This window comes from Micromonospora sp. HNM0581 (assembly GCF_012726175.1).
Classification (GTDB): Bacteria; Actinomycetota; Actinomycetes; order Mycobacteriales; family Micromonosporaceae; genus Micromonospora.
Genome location: NZ_JAASAD010000003.1, coordinates 97,139 through 114,247, shown reverse-complemented (window position 1 = coordinate 114,247; position 17,109 = coordinate 97,139). Strand labels below are relative to the sequence as shown.

The window sequence follows — 17,109 nt, the reverse complement described above, 5'->3', positions numbered from 1 at the left end:
CCGAACCGCAGGTGTGTAATTCCTGTCACTACCGAAGACGGGTTGTCGCTTCTTACCCGTGAGTAATAGAGTCGGGGTTACTGATCGGTAACACCTGTCCGGAAGCGGGGCCAGCCACATGACCCACTACAAGAGCAATCTTCGGGACCTTGAGTTCAACCTGTTCGAGGTGTTCGGAGCGGACCGGGCGTTCGGCCAGGAGCCGTACTCCGACCTCGACGTCGACACCGCGCGGAGCTTCCTCGCCGAAGTCGACCGGCTGGCTCGGCAGGACCTGGCCGCCAGTTACCAGGACAGCGACCGCAACCCGCCGGTCTTCGATCCGGCCACGCACACCGCCCCGCTGCCGGAATCGTTCAAGCGGTCGTACCAGGCCTTCATGGAGTCCGAGTTCTGGCGTCTGGACCTGCCGTCGGAACTCGACGGCACCAACGCCCCCCGGGCGCTGTGGTGGGCGCTCGCCGAGCTGGTGCTCGGCGCCAACGCGCCGGTCTGGATGTACGCCTCCGGCCCGTCCTTCGCGCACGTGCTGCACGTCGAGGGCACCGAGCGGCAGAAGAAGTGGGCCAAGCTCTTCATCGACCGTCAGTGGGGCTCCACGATGGTGCTCACCGAGCCGGACGCCGGCTCGGACGTGGGCGCCGGTCGGGCGCGGGCGATCCCGCAGCCGGACGGCTCATGGCACATCGAGGGCGTCAAGCGTTTCATCACCTCGGGTGAGCACGACCTGAGCGACAACATCGTCCACTACGTACTCGCCCGCCCCGTCGGCGTCGAGGGGGTGGGCGGCCCGGGCACCAAGGGCCTGTCGCTGTTCGTCGTGCCGAAGTACCACTTCGACGAGAACACCGGCGAGTTGGGCGAGCGCAATGGCGTCTTCGCCACGAACGTCGAGCACAAGATGGGTCTGAAGGTCTCCAACACCTGCGAGCTCACCTTCGGTGAGCACGGTGTGGCGGCCAAGGGCTGGTTGCTGGGCGAGAAGCACGACGGCATCCGACAGATGTTCATGATCATCGAGTACGCTCGGATGATGGTCGGTACGAAGGCCATCGCCACCCTCTCCACCGGTTACCTCAATGCGCTGGAGTACGCCAAGAACCGGGTACAGGGTGCCGACCTGACGCAGATGGCGGACAAGACCGCGCCGCGGGTGGCCATCACCGCCCATCCCGACGTGCGTCGCTCGCTGCTGCTGCAGAAGTCGTACGCCGAGGGCCTGCGTGCGTTGGTTCTCTACACCGCCACCTGGCAGGACAAGGTCGCCATGGCGGAGGCGGCCGGTGACGAGAAGGCCATCGAACTGGCCAAGAGGGTCAACGATCTGCTCCTTCCGCTGGTCAAGGGCGTCGGCTCGGAGCGGGCGTACGAGCTGCTCGGGCACGAGTCGCTGCAAACTTTCGGCGGCTCCGGCTTCCTGCAGGACTACCCGCTGGAGCAGTACGTCCGGGATGCCAAGATCGATACTCTGTACGAGGGCACCACGGCGATCCAGAGCCTCGACCTGATCTTCCGCAAGATCGTCCGGGACAACGGCAAGGCGCTGATGGCCGTGGCCGGCGAGATTCAGGAGTTCATCTCCACCGAGGCGGGCAACGGCCAGCTGAAGGAAGAGCGTCAGGCGCTCGGCAGGGCACTCGCCGAGATCCAGAACATCCTTGGCGTGATGACCGGCTGGCTGGGCGAGGCGCAGGGCGGGGACACGCGGGCGCTGTACAAGGTCGGGCTCGGCAGCAGGCGCTTCCTGCTGGCCATCGGGGACCTGGTCGTCGGCTGGCTGCTGCAGAAGCAGGCCGACGTGGCGTTGACGGCTCTGGCCGGCGAGGTGACGGCGACCGACCAGGCGTTCTACACCGGAAAGGTGGCTGCTGCCCGGTTCTTCGCCCGCGAGGTCCTGCCCCGAATCGGCGCCGACCGCCGGATCATCGAAGGTGCCGACCTGGAAATCATGGACCTCCCGGAGGAGGCATTCTGAGCCACGGCGGCACCCGATCGCGACGCGTGGTGGCACCCGGCCCGGCCCGTGTCAACGCAACAGCCGGCGGCCCCAGGCCCGCCGGCTGTTGCCGTGCCTGAGCCGACGCGATCAGCGAACCCGTGGTACGGGTAATCCCGTGGCGGACGGGTAACCGTCGCGGGCCAGTTCGAGTACGCCCAGAGCAACCGCACGGGGGAGTGCCGCGCACATGGGCATTGGTAGTGGGATCTTCCTGATCGCGATCGGCGCGATCCTGACCTTCGCCATCCGGGCCAACGTCTGGTGGGTCGACCTGCGGGCGGTCGGTTGGGTCTTCATCCTGGCCGGGCTGGCCGTGCTGCTCACCACGCTCTGGTTCTGGCAGGACCGCCGCAAGCGGGCCCGGACCCTGATCGTGGAGGAGAACCGCCTCTCGCACCCGACAGCGATGATGCCGCCGCCGCCGGACCCGCCACCACCGACCGCGCCACCGAGCTGAGCGACCCGCCGCCCGCACGTGATCTCCGTGCCGGGGTAGGTCGGTCGATGCCGCAACCTCATCCGTGGCCGCTGATGCTCGCCGGCGTCGCCGGGCTGATCGTGACCCTCTACTTCTGGAACTCGCGTCGACACCCGGTTCGGCTGGTAGCTCAGGCGAACAGGGCGAAGTAGATGGCGATGTGGTGGCAGATCGCGGCGACCAGGGTGCAGGCATGGAAGAACTCGTGGTGGCCGAAGACGGTGGGCCACGGGTTGGGGCGACGCAGCGCGTAGAAGACCGCGCCCACCGTGTAGATCCCACCGCCGACGGCGAGCAGCACAAGTGCGGTGACGCCGCCCTGACGGAGGATGTCGGGCAGCATCGCCACGGACACCCAGCCGAGGGCAAGGTACAGCGGAGCGGAGACCCACCGGCTGGCGTGCGGCCAGACCAACTTCAGTGCCACGCCGCCCAGGGCGCCGCCCCAGACGATCGACAGCATGATGACGGCGGCTCGGGTCTCCAGCAGCAGTACACAGAACGGTGTGTACGTGCCGGCGATGAACAGGAAGATCATCGAATGGTCCATCCGGCGCATGACCGCGTAGCCGCGCGCCGACCACACCCGACGGTGGTACAGCGCGCTGGTGCCGAAGAGACCGCAGACGGTGAGGCTGTAGACGGCGGAGCTGACCAGGGGGGTCCAGCCCGGACGGGCGGCGGCGATCGAACAGAGCACGATCCCGCAGACCAGGGCGACGAAGAAGGCGTACGTGTGCAGCCAGCCGCGCATCCGGGGTTTCCCGATGTCGACCGGCTTGAGCCGGGGGCGTGCTGAGGTGGTCACGCCCATAGGTTACGACAGCGTAGGTTACTTTCAGGTAGTGCCACTGGTCACGCCGTCCGACACGTAGGCGACCGGACTACGGAAAGATGGCGGAATGCGGATCAGACCGGTCGGCACACACGCCCTCCTGCTCGACCTCGCCACACCGCAGGATGCCGCCGCGCACGGAAGGGAAACCGACGACGCCGCCACCGTCGAGGCATGGCGGGCAGAACTGTGGCGCCGTCGCGAACTGGGGGAACTGGTCGCCGCCGAGATCGTGCCGGCCGCCGCCACCGTACTGCTCGACGGCGTACCGGACCCGCCCGCCACCGCCGCCCAGATCGCCACCTGGACCGCCGTCGCACCTCCCACCGGAAGGACGGACGAATCCGCCGTCGCGCCCGCCCGCCTCGTCGAGGTGCCCGTGTCCTACGACGGGCAGGACCTCGCCAGGGTCGCCGAACTCTGGCGGACGGACATACCCGGCGTGACCCGCCGCCTGCGGGGCACCGAGTTCCAGGTGGCCTTCTGCGGCTTCTCCCCCGGCTTCGGGTACCTCACCGGCCTCCCCGCCGAACTGGCCGTACCCCGGCTGGCGACACCTCGGCAACGGGTACCGGCCGGCTCGGTCGCCCTGGCCGGGCGGTACGCGGGCATCTACCCCACCGCTTCCCCCGGCGGATGGTTACTGGTCGGAACGACCGAGGTGACCCTCTTCGACGTGACAGCTGACCCGCCAGCCCTGCTCAGCCCCGGCCTTCGGGTCCGACTGGTGGACCGGTGAACGGCATCGTCGAGGTGCTCCGGGCCGGTGCGATGACCACCGTGCAGGACCTCGGACGGCCAGGCTGGGCGCATCTCGGCGTACCCCGCTCCGGTGCCCTCGACCCGATGGCCCTGCGCCTGGCCAACCGGCTGGTCGGCAACCCGGAACACGCGGCCGGACTGGAAATCACCCTGACCGGTTGCGCCCTGCGCCCCACCCGGGCCACCTCCGTGGCGGTGGTCGGTGCCGAGGCTGACGTGCGGGTCGGACCACGCCCCGGCGACGTCGGCTGCCCGCTGGCCGTACCAGGCGGGACGGTGTTGCACATAGGTCCCGCCCGACGAGGGCTGCGCTGCTGGCTCGCGATGGCCGGTGGTATCGCCGTCGCACCGGTGCTCGGCAGCCGGTCCACCGACACCCTCGCCGGGCTCGGACCGGCCCCGCTACGCGACGGCGACCGGCTGCCACTGGGCACCCCCACCGGACCGCCCGCACCCGTCGAATTCACAGTGCCGATGGCATTGCCGACGGAACTGCGGCTCACCGTGCGGCTCGGCCCCCGGCACGACTGGTTCACCCCGGCAGCACTGGACCGGCTGCTCGGCACGGCGTACCAGGTGAGCCCGTTGAGCAACAGAGTCGGTGCGCGTCTGAGCGGCGCGCCGCTACCCCGCGCGGCAGCCGGGGAACTGCCCAGCGAAGGACTGGTACTCGGCGCGGTGCAGGTGCCGGCGGACGGTCAACCACTCGTCTTCCTCGCCGACCATCCCACCACCGGCGGATACCCGGTCGTCGCGGTGGTGGACGACGTGACCCCGCTCGCGCAGGCCCGTCCAGGCACTACGGTGAGATTCCATGGACCTCAACGCTGATCTCGGCGAGGGCTTCGGCGTCTGGCGTCTCGGCGACGACCAGGCCCTACTGGATCTGGTCACCTCCGCCAACGTCGCCTGCGGCTTCCACGCCGGCGACCCGGCCACGATGCGCCGGGTGTGCGCCGCCGCCGCTGAACGGGGAGTCGCCATCGGAGCGCAGGTGGGGTACCGGGACCTCGCCGGCTTCGGCCGCCGCCACATCGAGTACGAGTTCGCGGCACTGCGCGACGAGGTGCTCTACCAGATCGGCGCGTTACACGCGTTCTGTCGGGCGTACCGAACCCGGGTCCGCTACCTCAAGCCACACGGGGCGCTCTACCATGCGGCGGCGAGCGAGGAACTGCCGGCGGCAGCTCTGCTGGCCGCACTCGAAGACCACGACCCGGAACTGCCGGTGCTCTGCCCGCCCGGGTCGGTTCTCGCCCAACTCGCCCAGGGAGCCGGCGTCCGGGTGGTGGCCGAAGGTTTCGCTGACCGCAACTACCTGCCGAACGGTTGCCTGGTACCGCGCACCTCACCGGACGCGTTGGTCACCGACCCGCAGGAGGTGGCCCGCCGGGCGGTGCGGATGGCCACCGAGCAGGTCGTGGTGACCGTCGACGGCGGCACCGTCCCGTGCCCGGTCGAGTCAGTCTGCCTGCACGGCGACAGCCCCGGCGCGGTGGCGGCAGCGGAACTCGTCCGTGCCGCCCTCCTCGATGCCGGGGTCACCCCCGCACCGTTCACCTGAGGTGCCCTCCTGACGGAGCGGCCGGAGGAGGTCAGTCGGTGTCCATGCCACGCAGGACCAGCGGCAGCCGGCCGGCGCCGCCGTCGACCACCCGCACCGGTACGCCCCAGTCCTGCCGGGTCAGATGGCAGGCTGCGTGCTCCACGTCGGCGTCACAGGTGGCCGCCTGGGCGGTGACCTGAAGCACCCCGTGAGGTACGGCACCGTCGATCACCAGTCGCCGGGACAGTTCCGTGCCGGCCCCCGCTCCCTCGACCAGCAGCTCCGGCGGCGACGCCGAGACGACGAGCCGGGTGGACGGACCGAAGGTGTCGTCCAGCTTCTGCCCGGGTGCGGGGGTGAAGACGACGTCCAACACCACCTCGCCCGCCGCCAGGTCGGTCGGTCGGCGCTCGGTGCGGTGCCGGGGCCCGTCGATGGTCTCCGCACCCGCCGCCGAGAGCGCACCCGGCGCCAACCGGGTGATGCGGTGTGCCGCCGACTCCACCACCAGCACCGCACCGTCGGCGGTCAGCACCAGGTCACTCGGTTCGGCCAGGCCGGTCGCGACGGTGGCGACCCGATCGGCGGTCGGGTCGTACCGGCGGACCGCGCCGTTGTAGGTGTCGGCGACGAGGACGGAGCCGTCAGGCAGGGCGCAAACGCCAAGCGGGTGCTGAAGCAGAGCCTGCGCCGCGGGCCCGTCCACGTGGCCGAAGTCGAACAGACCCTGACCCACAGCGGTACCCAGGACACCGTTCTCGACGTACCGGACGGCGCTGGTCTCGCTGTCGGCGATCCAGAGCCGGCTGCCGTCGGTGGAGACGGCGAGCCCGGACGGCTGCGCTAGCCACGCCTCCGCCAGCGGCCCGTCCCGCAGTGCCTCCACGGTCGTACCGGCGTACATGCCGGCGGTGCGCTTGACCGGGTCGAACCACCAGAGCTGGTGGATGCCGGCCATAGCGACGATGAGCTTGTCCTGGTACCAGGCGAGATCCCAGGGTGAGGAGAGATCGACTGACCGGGCGTCGTGCGCGTGGTCGTCGACCGTCGACCGCCACTGCCGGCCGGTGCCGGCCACAGTCACCACCTCTCCGGTAGCCAGCCGGACGCCCCGCAGCAGATGGTTGACGGTGTCGGCGACCACCAGGTCGTAGCCGGCGACCTCGGCCACCTGCGGGGGCAGCAGACACAGCCCCTGCGGCTCGGAAAAGGTCGCGGCAGCGGCGGAACCGTCGGTGCGACCCCGCTCACCGGCGCCGATGGCACGAACGACTGTGTCACCGTCGGCTGCCAACTCGACCAGTCGGTGCCGCGCGGAGTCGGAAACCAGCAGACCTCCGGAGGGCAGGGCGACCGCCTTGCCCGGAAACCGCAGGGTGCTCTCCGGTTCGGCGACCGGGACGTACGGGCCATCGCCCCGGTGCAGCGTGCCCTTCGCCTCGTGGCTGGCGATCAGTTCGTCGACCAGCCGGGTCAGCCCGTCGGCATGACCCTCGCCCGCCATGGTGGCCACCACGTACCCCTCCGGATCGATCACCGCGAGGGTCGGCCAGGCGCGGGCCGCGTACTGCTGCCACATGTCCAGCTCAGGATCGTCGAGGACGGGGTGATGCACGCCGTACCGCTCGACGGCGGCGGCCAAGGCGTCGGCGTCCTTCTCGTGTTCGAACTTCGGTGAGTGCACACCGATCACCACGAGGACGTCGGCGTACTTCTGTTCCAGGGGACGTAACTCGTCAAGTACGTGCAGGCAGTTGATGCAACAGAAAGTCCAGAAATCCGCAATCACGATCTTGCCTCGCAGGTCGGCGAGCGTCAGCTCCCGCCCGCCGGTGTTCAGCCAGGCCCGACCTCGAAGCTCGGGAGCCCGCACACGTGCACTCATGACCTCATCGTGCCCTACCGACGTAGGCGGGCTGACGCTAAGGGGCAGGCCGGGCAAGGCGGGCCGACGGGGGCGGCAGGCCGGGAAAAGGCACCGCGCGGCGGACACGGTCTGCGGCCACCCCTGCCCTCCCGACGGCCGCGGGAGCGGGACCTGTCGCGGAGTGCGAGCGTTGCCCGGCGGGGCCACGGGCGAACCGTGACCCCGCCGTCGCGTACGCGGGCTCAGCCGCCGGCCGCCGCCTTGAGGCAGAGCACCGGGTTGGCGGTGGCGCTGCGGAGGTCCACATGCGGCATGGCCGGGTCGGGGCAGTTGTCCTTCGACTCGACCTTCGACACCACGCTGAAGGAATCCGGCTCGGTGCAGTCGGCAGCCACGGCGGTGGTGCCGGAACGCTTGACGCAGGAGCCGACCGGCGGATCGAAGGCGTTCGCGTCGTCCGACCCACCGATCATGCCGAGGAGCATCAGCAGGCCGAGCGGAACGGCCAGGATGAGCACTGCGGCGACAAGCACTGCGGCGAGCACCCGTCCGTTGCGTACCTTCGGTGGCGGGGATTCCGCGTCCGGTTCGGCGACGGGCTTGAACGCGTCGAATCGGCCCTGCTCCACCTCGCCTGACGCACTGCCCGGACCAGGGCTCCATGGTGGCGCGGACTGGGGTGGCGGTGGGAACGCAGTCGTGTGTTCGCTGCCCGGCTCGGACCGGACGGGAGAGCCGTAGGCGCCACCCTGGCGTTCGGTCGGCCCGCCGTACGGGTTGTGGCCGGGGCCACCGAACTGGTCACGCGGCGTGCCGCCGAACGGGTCGGCCGGCCGTTCCGGCTCGGCGTGCGGACGTACGCCGTTGACCTGCCGGTTGGCTGGTGGTGCATCGACGAAGGACGGCATCGCCGGTGGGGCAGCCGGCGAAGCCGGAGCGACCGGACCGGCGAAGGCGTTGAGCCCACCCATCGGCGGTTCCCGGTCGGCGGAGCGGGATTGCGGTACCTGCTCGAAGCGCTCCAGCCCCTGATCGCCTCGGGCTGCGGCCGGGTCGACGTCGAATCGACCCGGCCCCTGGTCGAAGCGGGGTACGGGTGGCTGATCGCCGTGCGCCTGGGCGGGCTCCTCGGTGTGCTCGGTGTGCTCGGTGCGCGCCGGCCGGCCGTACACCCTCGGTTGGGGCGCGGGTGAACCGGCCGGGCGCACCGGGTGGTCGGTCGGCGGCATGACCCGGCTGGACAGCGGGACGGACGCACTCGCCGCGACACCACCACCGGCCGGCGGTCCGGACCGGCCTTCGGCTTCCGGAGAGGTCCGGGGGGACGGGATGGCCGGGGGTTGTGATTCGTCGTGTCGGGGCTCGGGCTGACCCCATGCCGTTCCGCCGGCCGATCCGGCCGGGTCGTCGGTGAACGGTGCGGGCTGGGCGAAGTCGGCGGGTGGGGTGGCGGCCAGGCTGGCACCGGGCACCCGTTGTTCCTGCGGCGGCAACGGCACCATGTTGGCGGGTGAGATGCCCGGGGCGGGCGCGGGCCGGTAGACCGCGTCGTCAGGCCGGTTCACGTCGGGCTCGGCGTTGGTCTGGGGCGCGGCGGTCGCCTGACCCCACGCCTCCCCGGGCGCCCACGGCTCGACGTCCGGCACGGCGGACCGGTCGGCGGCGGTACGGGAGGGGAGGGGCTCGGCGGACGGGCTCCACGTCGGCTGCGGTCCAGGGTTGGGGTTTCCTCCGGTCCAGCCGGTCAGCTCTTCCCGGGCGGGGGTAACCCATTCGGGCTGTGCCGGTCGGTCACCGCCCGGGTTCCGGGCCTCCGCTGGTTGCTCGGCCGCCCAGCCGCCTGGCTCTCGTCGTTGGCCGGCTGCCCAGCCGGGCTGTTCCGGCTGCTCGGCGGGCCATGTCTCGGCCCCGGACGATCCGTCGGTGGGTCGCTGTTGCTGACCCGCGTCGGGGACCGGCACCTGGGCGCTGGCCCGGGCTGCCGGCTCGCGGGGGGGTGTGGGCTGGTCGGTCTGCGCCCAGGCTGGTTGGGCCGACTCGGACTGACCTGCGGTCGAGGCCCACCCGGGAGCCTGGTCGTCGACGTGGGGGGAGTTGGCCCAGTCCGGCTGGTTCCCCGGTGCCTGACCGGTAGGCCGTTCGGGTTGGTTCGCGGCTGGTTTGTCCGGTGTCCATTCTGCCGGCTGTGCGGTGTCCGCCGTAGCGGGCTGGGCGGCCCAGGCCGGCCCGGACTGGCCGCCGTTCGCCCAGGCGGGTCCGTCTGATGTGGGTGGTGGTCCGGCTGGCGACCAACCCGGGCTCGGCTGCTGTGGCTGGTCCCCCTGCGGTGCCCAGGTCGGCTGGTTGCCGGCAGCCTGTTCCCAGTTGCCCGGCACGGTTTCCGCCTGCCGGGTCGCCTGGGCGCTACCCCAGGCGTTGCCCTGCTGGTTCGCCCAGGCTGGTGGGGGTGTGTCCGGGCGGGCGGGTGGTGGCGGAGCCCAACCGAGATCGGGGGCGGATGCGCCGTACCCGTTGTCCTGTTGAGCCGGTCGGTCGCCGTACGGCGCCGGTCCGCCGCCGCCCGGCGGCACCTCGTCCGGCTCCTGGCCGGGGCGGTGCGGGCCCTCGGACGTCATGCGTGCGCCTCCTCCATCACATGTCGGCCGCCGTCGCCGATAATCTCGGCAGGGCAGCCGGCGGTGCCGACGTACCGGCAGTGCCGGCTCCCCGCACCGTATCCCGGTACCCGCTGGTGGACTTCCGGGGAGCGTCTATCGTCACTGTCCGTCGTCAGACGGTGTCGAGATGCTTCTATCACCTCGGCCTGTCCCCGAGCGTGGACGACGACCGAGCCCCACCGTACCGGGCGCTGCGTCGGGGCGGTATCCCGGTGTCAGTGGCCGGTCGTAACGCCGACGACCCGCCCGGTCAGCCCGGGCGGGTCGTCGATCTGGAGGAGGCCGATAAGGCCGTGTGGCGTCAGTGCATGTGACGCTGGGCAATGGCGAGGATCTCGTCGCGGACCGCAGGCGAACTGGCGGAGCGCAGGGCCCGCTCGATGGCGCGGGCGCGGCGGTTGGCGTCGCGGCGGTTGCGGATTCGCTCGATCATGCTCATGGTGTCTCTCCTCCTGGCTATTCGGTTGTCGTCCCGTCGTCTCCTCCATTGAAGCGCAGAGCGCCTCGGTTATCCAGCGATTATTAGGTGAGCTGAGACACCAGCCTAAGATTCTTAGGTCACGGGCTGCTGCCTACGGTGCTTTCTTCACCGAATGGCAACGGCCGGTGTGCCGGGCGGTAACCCGTGACACACCGGCCGTAGCCGTCGCGCGAGGTATCAGGTCCAGGCGAGCAGCGTCGCCTCCGGATCCGCGAGGAAATCGCCAACGTCCCGCAGGAACTTCGACCCCAGCTCACCGTCGACGATCCGGTGGTCGAAGGAAAGGCCGAGCGTGGTGACAAGACGCGGCTTGACCTTGCCCTTGTGGACCCAGGGCTGCTCGCGTACCGCCCCGAAGGCCAGGATCGCCGACTCGCCCGGAGGCAGGATAGGGGTACCGGTGTCCACCCCGAACACCCCGACGTTGGTGATCGTCAAAGTGCCGCCCGACATGTCGGCCGGCGAGGTCCGGCCCGCCTTGGCGGTCTGCACCAGGCCGGTCATCGCATCGGCGAGCTCGCGCAGCGTCAACCGGCCGGCATCCTTGATGTTCGGCACGATCAGGCCGCGCTCGGTGGCCGCCGCGATGCCGAGGTTCACGTACTCCTTCACGACGATCTCGTCGCCGGCCCAACTGGAGTTGACCATCGGATGCCGCCGGACCGCCAGCAGCACCGCCTTCGCGACCAGCAGCAGCGGAGAGACGCGCACGTCGCGCCACTCCCGCCGCTCACGCAGCCGGTTGAGGGCCTTCATGGCCCGGGTCACGTCCACGGTCAGGAACTCGGTGACGTGCGGGGCGGTGAAGGCCGAACGGGACGTGTTCTCGGCGGTGAGCCGGCGTACGCCCTTGACCGGAATGCGCTGTTCGCGATCCGTGCCGAAGCTCGCCGCCGAGCTGACCGAGGTGGTGACCGTCGACGGCTCGACCGCCGGGGCCGCCGCCCGCTGTACGTCGTCCCGGGTGATCGAACCGGACGGTCCGGTTCCGGTCAGCGCGCCCAGATCGACCCCGAGGTCCCGGGCGAGCTTACGTACCGGCGGCTTGGCCAGTACCGGCCCGCTGTGCCGACCGTTGCCGTTGGCCGGCGTGGCGGTGGGCGGGACAGGTGCCGAAACGACCTGCGCCGGGGGGCTCTGGACCGGTACGGACGTGACCTGGGCCGTGTCTTTGCGGGGACGACGCTTCGCCGCGGTGGTGCGCGGGCCGTAGCCGACGAGAACCGCGGTACGGCCACCCGGAGCGGGGCCGCCGATGAGCCCCGGCTCGACCGCACCCTCGGCCGGCGCGACCTCGACAGCGGCCAACGACGCCGCCGACGGGACAGGCCGGTCGCTGGCCGGCGCACCGGTGGTGGACCCCTGCACCGGGCCAGCGTCCGGGTCGGTGTCGATCGCGATGATCGGGCTGCCGACCTCGACGGTCGAACCCTCCGGGTGGAAGATCGCCTGGACCTGGCCGGCCCACTTCGCCGGGATCTCCACGGCCGCCTTGGCCGTCTCCACCTCGACGATGGGTTGGTTCAGCTCGATCGTGTCGCCCACCTTGACCAACCAGGCGAGGATCTCACCCTCGGTCAGGCCCTCGCCCAGGTCGGGCAGATTGAACTCCTTGATCCGCGACATGCTGCTCACCAGCCGAAGGTACGGTCGACGGCGTCGAGTACCCGGTCGAGGTCGGGAAGGTACTCCTCCTCCACCCGGGCCGCCGGGTAGGGCGTGTCGAAGCCCGCCACCCGCAGCACCGGCGCCTCGAGCGAGTAGAAACACTCCTCGGTGATCCGGGCCGCGATCTCCGCACCGAGACCGACGTTCGACGGTGCCTCGTGCACCACCACCGCACGACCGGTACGACGCACCGACTCGTACACCACGCCGAGGTCCAGCGGGGAGAGCGTACGCAGATCGACGACCTCCAGGTCCCGGCCGTCCTCAGCAGCGGCGGTCGCCGCGTCGAGGCAGGTACGCACCATCGGACCGTAGGCGAGCAGCGTGGCGTCGGTGCCGGCCCGCGCCACCCGGGACGCGTGCAGCGGGTACGCCTCGGACAACGGGCCGTCCAGATCGACGGCACCCTTCTCCCAGTAACGCCGTTTCGGCTCGAGGAACACGATCGGGTCGTCCGAGGCGACGGCCTGCTGGATCATCACGTAGGCGTCCTGCGGGTTGGCGCAGGAAACCACCTTCAACCCGGCGGTGTGCGAGAAGTACGCCTCGGGCGACTCGGAGTGGTGCTCGACCGCGCCGATGCCGCCGCCGAACGGGATCCGGATCACCATCGGAATGTTGAGCTTGCCCCGCGAGCGGTAGTGCATCTTCGCCACCTGCGACACGATCTGGTCGTAGGCGGGGTAGACGAAACCGTCGAACTGGATCTCGCAGACCGGACGGTAGCCCCGGATGGCCAAGCCGACCGCGGTGCCGATGATGCCGGACTCGGCAAGTGGCGTGTCGATCACCCGCTGGTCGCCGAAGTCCTTCTGCAGGCCGTCGGTGATCCGGAAGACCCCGCCGAGTTTGCCGACGTCCTCGCCCATGATGACGACCTTCGGGTCGTCCTCGAGTGCCCTGCGCAGGCCCACGTTGAGGGCTTTACCGAGGGTGAGCGTCTCCGTGGCCATCAGTGCACGCTCCCCTCGAACGACTCCAGGTACCGGCTGAACTGCGCACGCTGCTTGTCGAGTAGCGGCGATCCTCCGGGGTAGACGTGGTCGAACATGGTGGTGGGCTCCGGGTCCGGCATCGCGAGCACCCGCTCACGCAGATCCACCGCCTCGCGGCGGGCCTGCTCGTCGACCTCGGTGAAGAACGCCGCGTCGGCGATCTTCTCCCGTTCCAGGAAGGTTTTCATCCGGGCGATCGGGTCCTTCGCCTGCCACGCCTCGACCTCGCTGGCGATGCGGTAGCGCGTAGGGTCGTCGGAGGTGGTGTGCGCGCCCATCCGGTACGTGTACGCCTCGATCAGGCTCGGGCCCTGCCCGAGCCGGGCGTTGTCCAGCGCGTGTCGGGTCACCGCGTACGTGGCCAGCACGTCGTTGCCGTCGACCCGGATGCCCGGGAAGCCGAAGCCGGCGGCCCGCCGGTAGAGGGGGATGCGTGTCTGCCGGTCCAGCGGCTCGGAGATGGCGTACTGGTTGTTCTGGCAGAAGAACACCAGCGGGGAGTTGAACACGCCGGCCCAGACGAACGCCTCGTTGACGTCGCCCTGGCTGGTGGCACCGTCGCCGAAGTAGGCGATCACCGCCTCACCGTCGTCGCTACCGGTCTTGCCGTCCATTGCGACACCCATGGCGTAGCCGGTCGCGTGCAGGGTCTGCGCCCCGATCACGATGGTGTACATGTTGAACTTGAACTCGTTCGGATCCCAGCCGCCCTGGTCGACTCCGCGGAACAGGCCCAAAGGCATGATCGGGTCGATGCCACGGCAGTAGAGGACGCCGTGTTCGCGGTAGGTGGGGAACGCCATGTCCTGCGTACGCAGCGCCCGGCCGGAACCGACCTGAGCCGCCTCCTGGCCGAGCAGGCTCGCCCAGATGCCCAGCTCGCCCTGCCGTTGCAGGGCCGTCGCCTCGGCGTCCAGCTTCCGAACGAGCACCAGGTCGCGGTAGAGGCCGCGGTACTCCTCGTCGGTGAAGTCGACGCGGTACTCGATGCCGTCCGGGCCGGTCACGCTCTCGATCCGCTCCCCCGCAGGGGTGAGCAGCTGCACCAGCTCGGGATCGCCGGTCGTGGCCTTTCTGGATCGGGGTGCGGCTCGCCGGCCGCGGGCCGGAGCCCCAGGGTCGCCCTTTGCCATCCGTCTCTCCCTGTCGTGTCTGCGTCGGCACCGGGGGGTCACCCGGCCGCGCGACTCGTGCGCCCGTCCCGGCTGGTGCCGGACCGGTTCCTGGCGGCCGCGCCTGACCCCGGTAGAGGTTGCCGCGCGGCATGAGCCGGATTCTGGCCGAACCCGGTTCGGGAGCGCCGGTGCCCAGTCGCGCCTACCGCGTGGGTGCGCGGAGGTCGCGGCTGCGCTGCCGCCGTGACTCCAGTTTCGCATCAGAGGTGAGTCGCCCCACACCCCGCCTGCCTCGCATCCGACGTCTGGCCCGCTTCGTTACCCGAAACACCGGAGAGCCGGGTCGAGCGACGCACGACCGTTCCGGTGGTGGTTCGTCACCGTTCAGCCAGATACGCGTGTCGACACGCGGTGTGGGGTTGGCTGACACAGAGTCACTGTCTCAGGCTGATCCGGCGGGTCGAGCAGCTTCCGAGGCCCGCCGGGGACGCCGGTGGGCGGCCTCGACCAGAGGTGACGACGAGGAGTGCGTGGTGTCCGAACCAGGTGAAGGCCCCGGGACGCCGATCCTCGGCCGGCACCGCGCACCCGGCTATCGCCGGGTGGTGGGTGCCCATCGCGCTGTCCGAACCACCGGGCCCGCCCGCGGTTACCTACTGACGGTGGCACTGCTCGTCGGCACGGCTTCGATGCCGCTGCTCGCAGCGATCAGCACCGGCTCCGCGACGATCGGCAGCACGGCACTGCCGGATGACGGCACACCGTTCATCCCGACGCCCTCGGCCGGTCCGGTGGTGGTCCCGGCGGCACCCACCGGTGCTCCGACGTCCACCGTGACCGCCGTGCCCTCGGTCGAGCCGGCGGCTGCACCGGTCGACCCCACGATGCCGACGCCACGGCTGACGACGGTCGGTACCCCGGTCGAGCACACGCCGGCCCGCCGCCCCGACGCACCGCCGGCCGCACCGGCGATCCCGCCGCCCACCAGCACCCCCGCCCCTCGCCCGGCACCCGAGCCGACCCGGGCCCCCGCGCCGTCACCGGCCCCGACGAGCGGTTCACCGACGCCGAGCGCCGGCCCGGACCCGCCACCCGCCTCCGCCGAACCGACCGGTGATCCGTCAGCGTCCGCCGACCCGGGTCCCTCGGATGCCCCTTCGGCCTCCGCCGGACCGACAACGCCGACGCCGACGACCGGCCCGAGTGCGTCGAGCGGCCCCCCGACGTGTGTCGAGCCCACCGCGCCGGGAGGTCCGTCGGTCTCCCCCAGCGGAGGTGGTTCCGCGCCGACGCCTCCGCCGGCCGATCTCGTCACCGAATCCTCACCACCGGGCGTACCCGAGCGCAATCGCAGCGCCCGCGCGCGGGCACGGATCCGCCTCCGGGAGCGGTGCCGGCCGGTTGCCGGGGGGACGGAGCTGCGGTGAGTGCGGGCGTACGTCAGCTGTCGTCGGCGAGGCGGTGTCGGTTGGCGTCGATCCAGGCGTCCAGAGCCGCCGGGTCGTCCGGATCGATACCGTCGGCCATCAACTGGGCCACCGCAGCGGTGGCCGGGCTGCGCCGCTCACCTGTCGCGTAGAGCCGGACGAACTCCGGCACCATCTCCTCGATAGCGGCGTCCGTGGCGATGGCCGCCGACTCGGGCAGACCACGCCGGTGGGCCGCGTACCCGGCCCAGGCGCGCAGCACCCGGGGCAGCATCGCCGCGTCGTCCATGTCGAGGACGGCCCGGCGGTGCACCCAGTCGAGCAGGAACAGACCGGCGACGGTGGGGCTCCACCGCAGCGGGTCGGCGTCGGGGAAGGTGGCCGCATGGTCGAGCAGCAGCCCCAGACAGAAGTGCAGTGAGGCCAGCTCGGCGTCGTCGACCGAGTCCAGTCCGGTCCGGGCGGCGTCCGGTGAACTCAGGAACCGGCGGATCTCGGCAGCTCGTTCGGCGTCGGGTAGTGGTTCGTCGGCCTGCCGGGGCGGCGGTGCGGTCGCGGTCGGCAGTACCGCCAGCCGCGCCCCGACGAGCGCCCGATCGGTTGCCAGTGAGGCGGCGCCCGGCAGCTGCCCCAGGTGGTCGGTCACGGCCAGGTGACGGCTCACCTGATCGCGCATCCGGGTCGGACTCTCTTCCCGGAACCAGGTCAGCTCGTCATCGGCGCACAACTGCCGCACCTGATCCAGGATCCGCCCAGCGGGACCGCCGACGAACACGTCCTTGGTGATGCCGATGTTGTGGTCGACCAGGGCGACCAGGGCGTGTTCCGGCCCTCCCGTGGCGTCGTCGTAGGCGAATGTCGCCAGGTAGGAGGTCTGGTCTCCGTACACGTCGCCGTAAGCCCAGGTGCCGGTGACGTGCACCTTCCCGAGTTGCCCGCACCAGGCCGGTGCGGTCGCGCCGGGCCGTACCCGGTCCGCGCCGGCCGCGTCCGGGACGAGGGCCGCGAAGACGGCCCGGACCGTCGTCGCGGCAGCCGCCCGTCGTCTCGATGTGGCGGCGAGGAACCCGCCGACGAAGTCGCGTACCGCCGCCTCCCGGTCCGTCTCGGCGACCTCGTAGACGCTGCCGAGTAGGGCCGCACCGAGCATTTCCGCATCGAGGGCCGAGTCGAGCTTGGTCACGTCGCGTGCGGCGTGTAGCACCGCGTCGTAAGGGGTCTGTGGCGTGGCCATGACTCGACCCTACGCCGATCGGTGGTATCCAGGAACGTTCAGCGT

The 17,109-nt window shown here is 70.9% G+C and carries 15 protein-coding genes; 6 read left to right on the top strand and 9 right to left on the bottom strand.

Annotation, left to right across the window (positions count from 1 at the left end; genetic code table 11):
• Window positions 1-118 precede the first annotated feature (118 nt).
• Entirely contained in the window at window positions 119-1,975 is a 1,857-nt protein-coding gene (locus HCA58_RS05865; RefSeq protein ID WP_169596741.1) for an acyl-CoA dehydrogenase, read from the top strand.
• Window positions 1,976-2,186: 211 nt separating this feature from the next.
• Window positions 2,187-2,456, top strand: coding sequence for a DUF6458 family protein (locus HCA58_RS05860; protein WP_043961115.1), 270 nt, complete (start codon window positions 2,187-2,189; stop codon window positions 2,454-2,456).
• A gap of 151 nt (window positions 2,457-2,607) precedes the next feature.
• Here HCA58_RS05860 and HCA58_RS05855 read toward each other — a convergent pair whose 3' ends face one another.
• Window positions 2,608-3,285, bottom strand: a complete 678-nt coding sequence (locus tag HCA58_RS05855) for a hemolysin III family protein (RefSeq protein ID WP_169596740.1) — start codon at window positions 3,283-3,285, stop codon at window positions 2,608-2,610.
• Between the two features lie 94 nt (window positions 3,286-3,379).
• Here HCA58_RS05855 and HCA58_RS05850 point away from each other — a divergent pair, with 94 nt between their 5' ends.
• Genes HCA58_RS05850 through HCA58_RS05840 form a run of 3 tightly spaced genes read left to right on the top strand, consistent with a single transcriptional unit; the run spans window position 3,380 to window position 5,638 of the window.
• On the top strand, window positions 3,380-4,051 hold the full coding sequence (locus HCA58_RS05850) for an allophanate hydrolase subunit 1 (protein WP_169596739.1): 672 nt from the start codon (window positions 3,380-3,382) through the stop codon (window positions 4,049-4,051).
• 32 nt (window positions 4,052-4,083) lie between these two features.
• The gene (locus HCA58_RS05845) at window positions 4,084-4,905 is read left to right on the top strand and encodes a biotin-dependent carboxyltransferase family protein (protein WP_169596979.1); all 822 of its coding nucleotides are present in this window, start codon (window positions 4,084-4,086) and stop codon (window positions 4,903-4,905) included.
• Window positions 4,889-5,638, top strand: coding sequence for a 5-oxoprolinase subunit PxpA (locus HCA58_RS05840; RefSeq protein WP_169596738.1), 750 nt, complete (start codon window positions 4,889-4,891; stop codon window positions 5,636-5,638). The genes HCA58_RS05845 and HCA58_RS05840 overlap by 17 nt, the downstream gene beginning before the upstream one ends.
• A 31-nt stretch (window positions 5,639-5,669) precedes the next feature.
• Here the strand turns inward: HCA58_RS05840 and HCA58_RS05835 are convergent, their stop codons facing one another.
• Together HCA58_RS05835 and HCA58_RS05830 are read right to left on the bottom strand one after the other, a co-directional pair.
• Window positions 5,670-7,505, bottom strand: coding sequence for an NHL domain-containing thioredoxin family protein (locus tag HCA58_RS05835; RefSeq protein ID WP_169596737.1), 1,836 nt, complete (start codon window positions 7,503-7,505; stop codon window positions 5,670-5,672).
• Window positions 7,506-7,729: 224 nt separating this feature from the next.
• On the bottom strand, window positions 7,730-10,102 hold the full coding sequence (locus tag HCA58_RS05830; protein WP_169596736.1) for a hypothetical protein: 2,373 nt from the start codon (window positions 10,100-10,102) through the stop codon (window positions 7,730-7,732).
• Window positions 10,103-10,104: 2 nt separating this feature from the next.
• On the opposite strand from HCA58_RS05830, the gene HCA58_RS05825 reads away from it, so the two are divergent.
• A complete protein-coding gene (locus tag HCA58_RS05825; protein WP_169596735.1) occupies window positions 10,105-10,458 on the top strand; it encodes a hypothetical protein in 354 nt (117 codons plus the stop codon).
• On the opposite strand, the gene HCA58_RS05820 is transcribed toward HCA58_RS05825, so the two are convergent.
• The 6 genes from HCA58_RS05820 to HCA58_RS05795 form a co-directional block, all read right to left on the bottom strand.
• Window positions 10,446-10,583 carry a hypothetical protein gene (locus HCA58_RS05820; protein WP_165521953.1) on the bottom strand — a complete coding sequence of 46 codons (138 nt, stop codon included), beginning with the start codon at window positions 10,581-10,583 and terminating at the stop codon, window positions 10,446-10,448. The genes HCA58_RS05825 and HCA58_RS05820 overlap by 13 nt on opposite strands.
• 219 nt (window positions 10,584-10,802) lie before the next feature.
• The gene (locus tag HCA58_RS05815) at window positions 10,803-12,251 is read right to left on the bottom strand and encodes a dihydrolipoamide acetyltransferase family protein (RefSeq protein ID WP_169596978.1); all 1,449 of its coding nucleotides are present in this window, start codon (window positions 12,249-12,251) and stop codon (window positions 10,803-10,805) included.
• Between the two features lie 5 nt (window positions 12,252-12,256).
• Window positions 12,257-13,246 (bottom strand): alpha-ketoacid dehydrogenase subunit beta, encoded by a 990-nt coding sequence (locus HCA58_RS05810; protein WP_169596734.1) that lies wholly within the window; start codon window positions 13,244-13,246, stop codon window positions 12,257-12,259.
• Window positions 13,246-14,421, bottom strand: coding sequence for a pyruvate dehydrogenase (acetyl-transferring) E1 component subunit alpha (gene pdhA / locus HCA58_RS05805; protein WP_169596733.1), 1,176 nt, complete (start codon window positions 14,419-14,421; stop codon window positions 13,246-13,248). The genes HCA58_RS05810 and pdhA overlap by 1 nt, the downstream gene beginning before the upstream one ends.
• Window positions 14,422-15,052: 631 nt before the next feature.
• Window positions 15,053-15,718: a hypothetical protein gene (locus HCA58_RS05800; protein WP_169596732.1), complete on the bottom strand. Its 666-nt coding sequence runs from the start codon at window positions 15,716-15,718 to the stop codon at window positions 15,053-15,055.
• Window positions 15,719-15,843: 125 nt separating this feature from the next.
• Window positions 15,844-17,064 carry a hypothetical protein gene (locus HCA58_RS05795; protein WP_169596731.1) on the bottom strand — a complete coding sequence of 407 codons (1,221 nt, stop codon included), beginning with the start codon at window positions 17,062-17,064 and terminating at the stop codon, window positions 15,844-15,846.
• Window positions 17,065-17,109 lie beyond the last annotated feature (45 nt).

Coding starts and splice junctions, on each gene's coding strand:
- HCA58_RS05860 (WP_043961115.1), top strand. CDS start 2,187: ATGGGCATTGGTAGTGGGATCTTCCTGATCGCGATCGGCGCGATCCTG.
- HCA58_RS05810 (WP_169596734.1), bottom strand. CDS start 13,246: ATGGCCACGGAGACGCTCACCCTCGGTAAAGCCCTCAACGTGGGCCTG.
- HCA58_RS05820 (WP_165521953.1), bottom strand. CDS start 10,583: ATGAGCATGATCGAGCGAATCCGCAACCGCCGCGACGCCAACCGCCGC.
- HCA58_RS05835 (WP_169596737.1), bottom strand. CDS start 7,505: ATGAGTGCACGTGTGCGGGCTCCCGAGCTTCGAGGTCGGGCCTGGCTG.
- HCA58_RS05795 (WP_169596731.1), bottom strand. CDS start 17,064: ATGGCCACGCCACAGACCCCTTACGACGCGGTGCTACACGCCGCACGC.
- HCA58_RS05840 (WP_169596738.1), top strand. CDS start 4,889: ATGGACCTCAACGCTGATCTCGGCGAGGGCTTCGGCGTCTGGCGTCTC.
- pdhA (WP_169596733.1), bottom strand. CDS start 14,421: ATGGCAAAGGGCGACCCTGGGGCTCCGGCCCGCGGCCGGCGAGCCGCA.
- HCA58_RS05850 (WP_169596739.1), top strand. CDS start 3,380: ATGCGGATCAGACCGGTCGGCACACACGCCCTCCTGCTCGACCTCGCC.
- HCA58_RS05815 (WP_169596978.1), bottom strand. CDS start 12,251: ATGTCGCGGATCAAGGAGTTCAATCTGCCCGACCTGGGCGAGGGCCTG.
- HCA58_RS05845 (WP_169596979.1), top strand. CDS start 4,084: ATGACCACCGTGCAGGACCTCGGACGGCCAGGCTGGGCGCATCTCGGC.
- HCA58_RS05865 (WP_169596741.1), top strand. CDS start 119: ATGACCCACTACAAGAGCAATCTTCGGGACCTTGAGTTCAACCTGTTC.
- HCA58_RS05830 (WP_169596736.1), bottom strand. CDS start 10,102: ATGACGTCCGAGGGCCCGCACCGCCCCGGCCAGGAGCCGGACGAGGTG.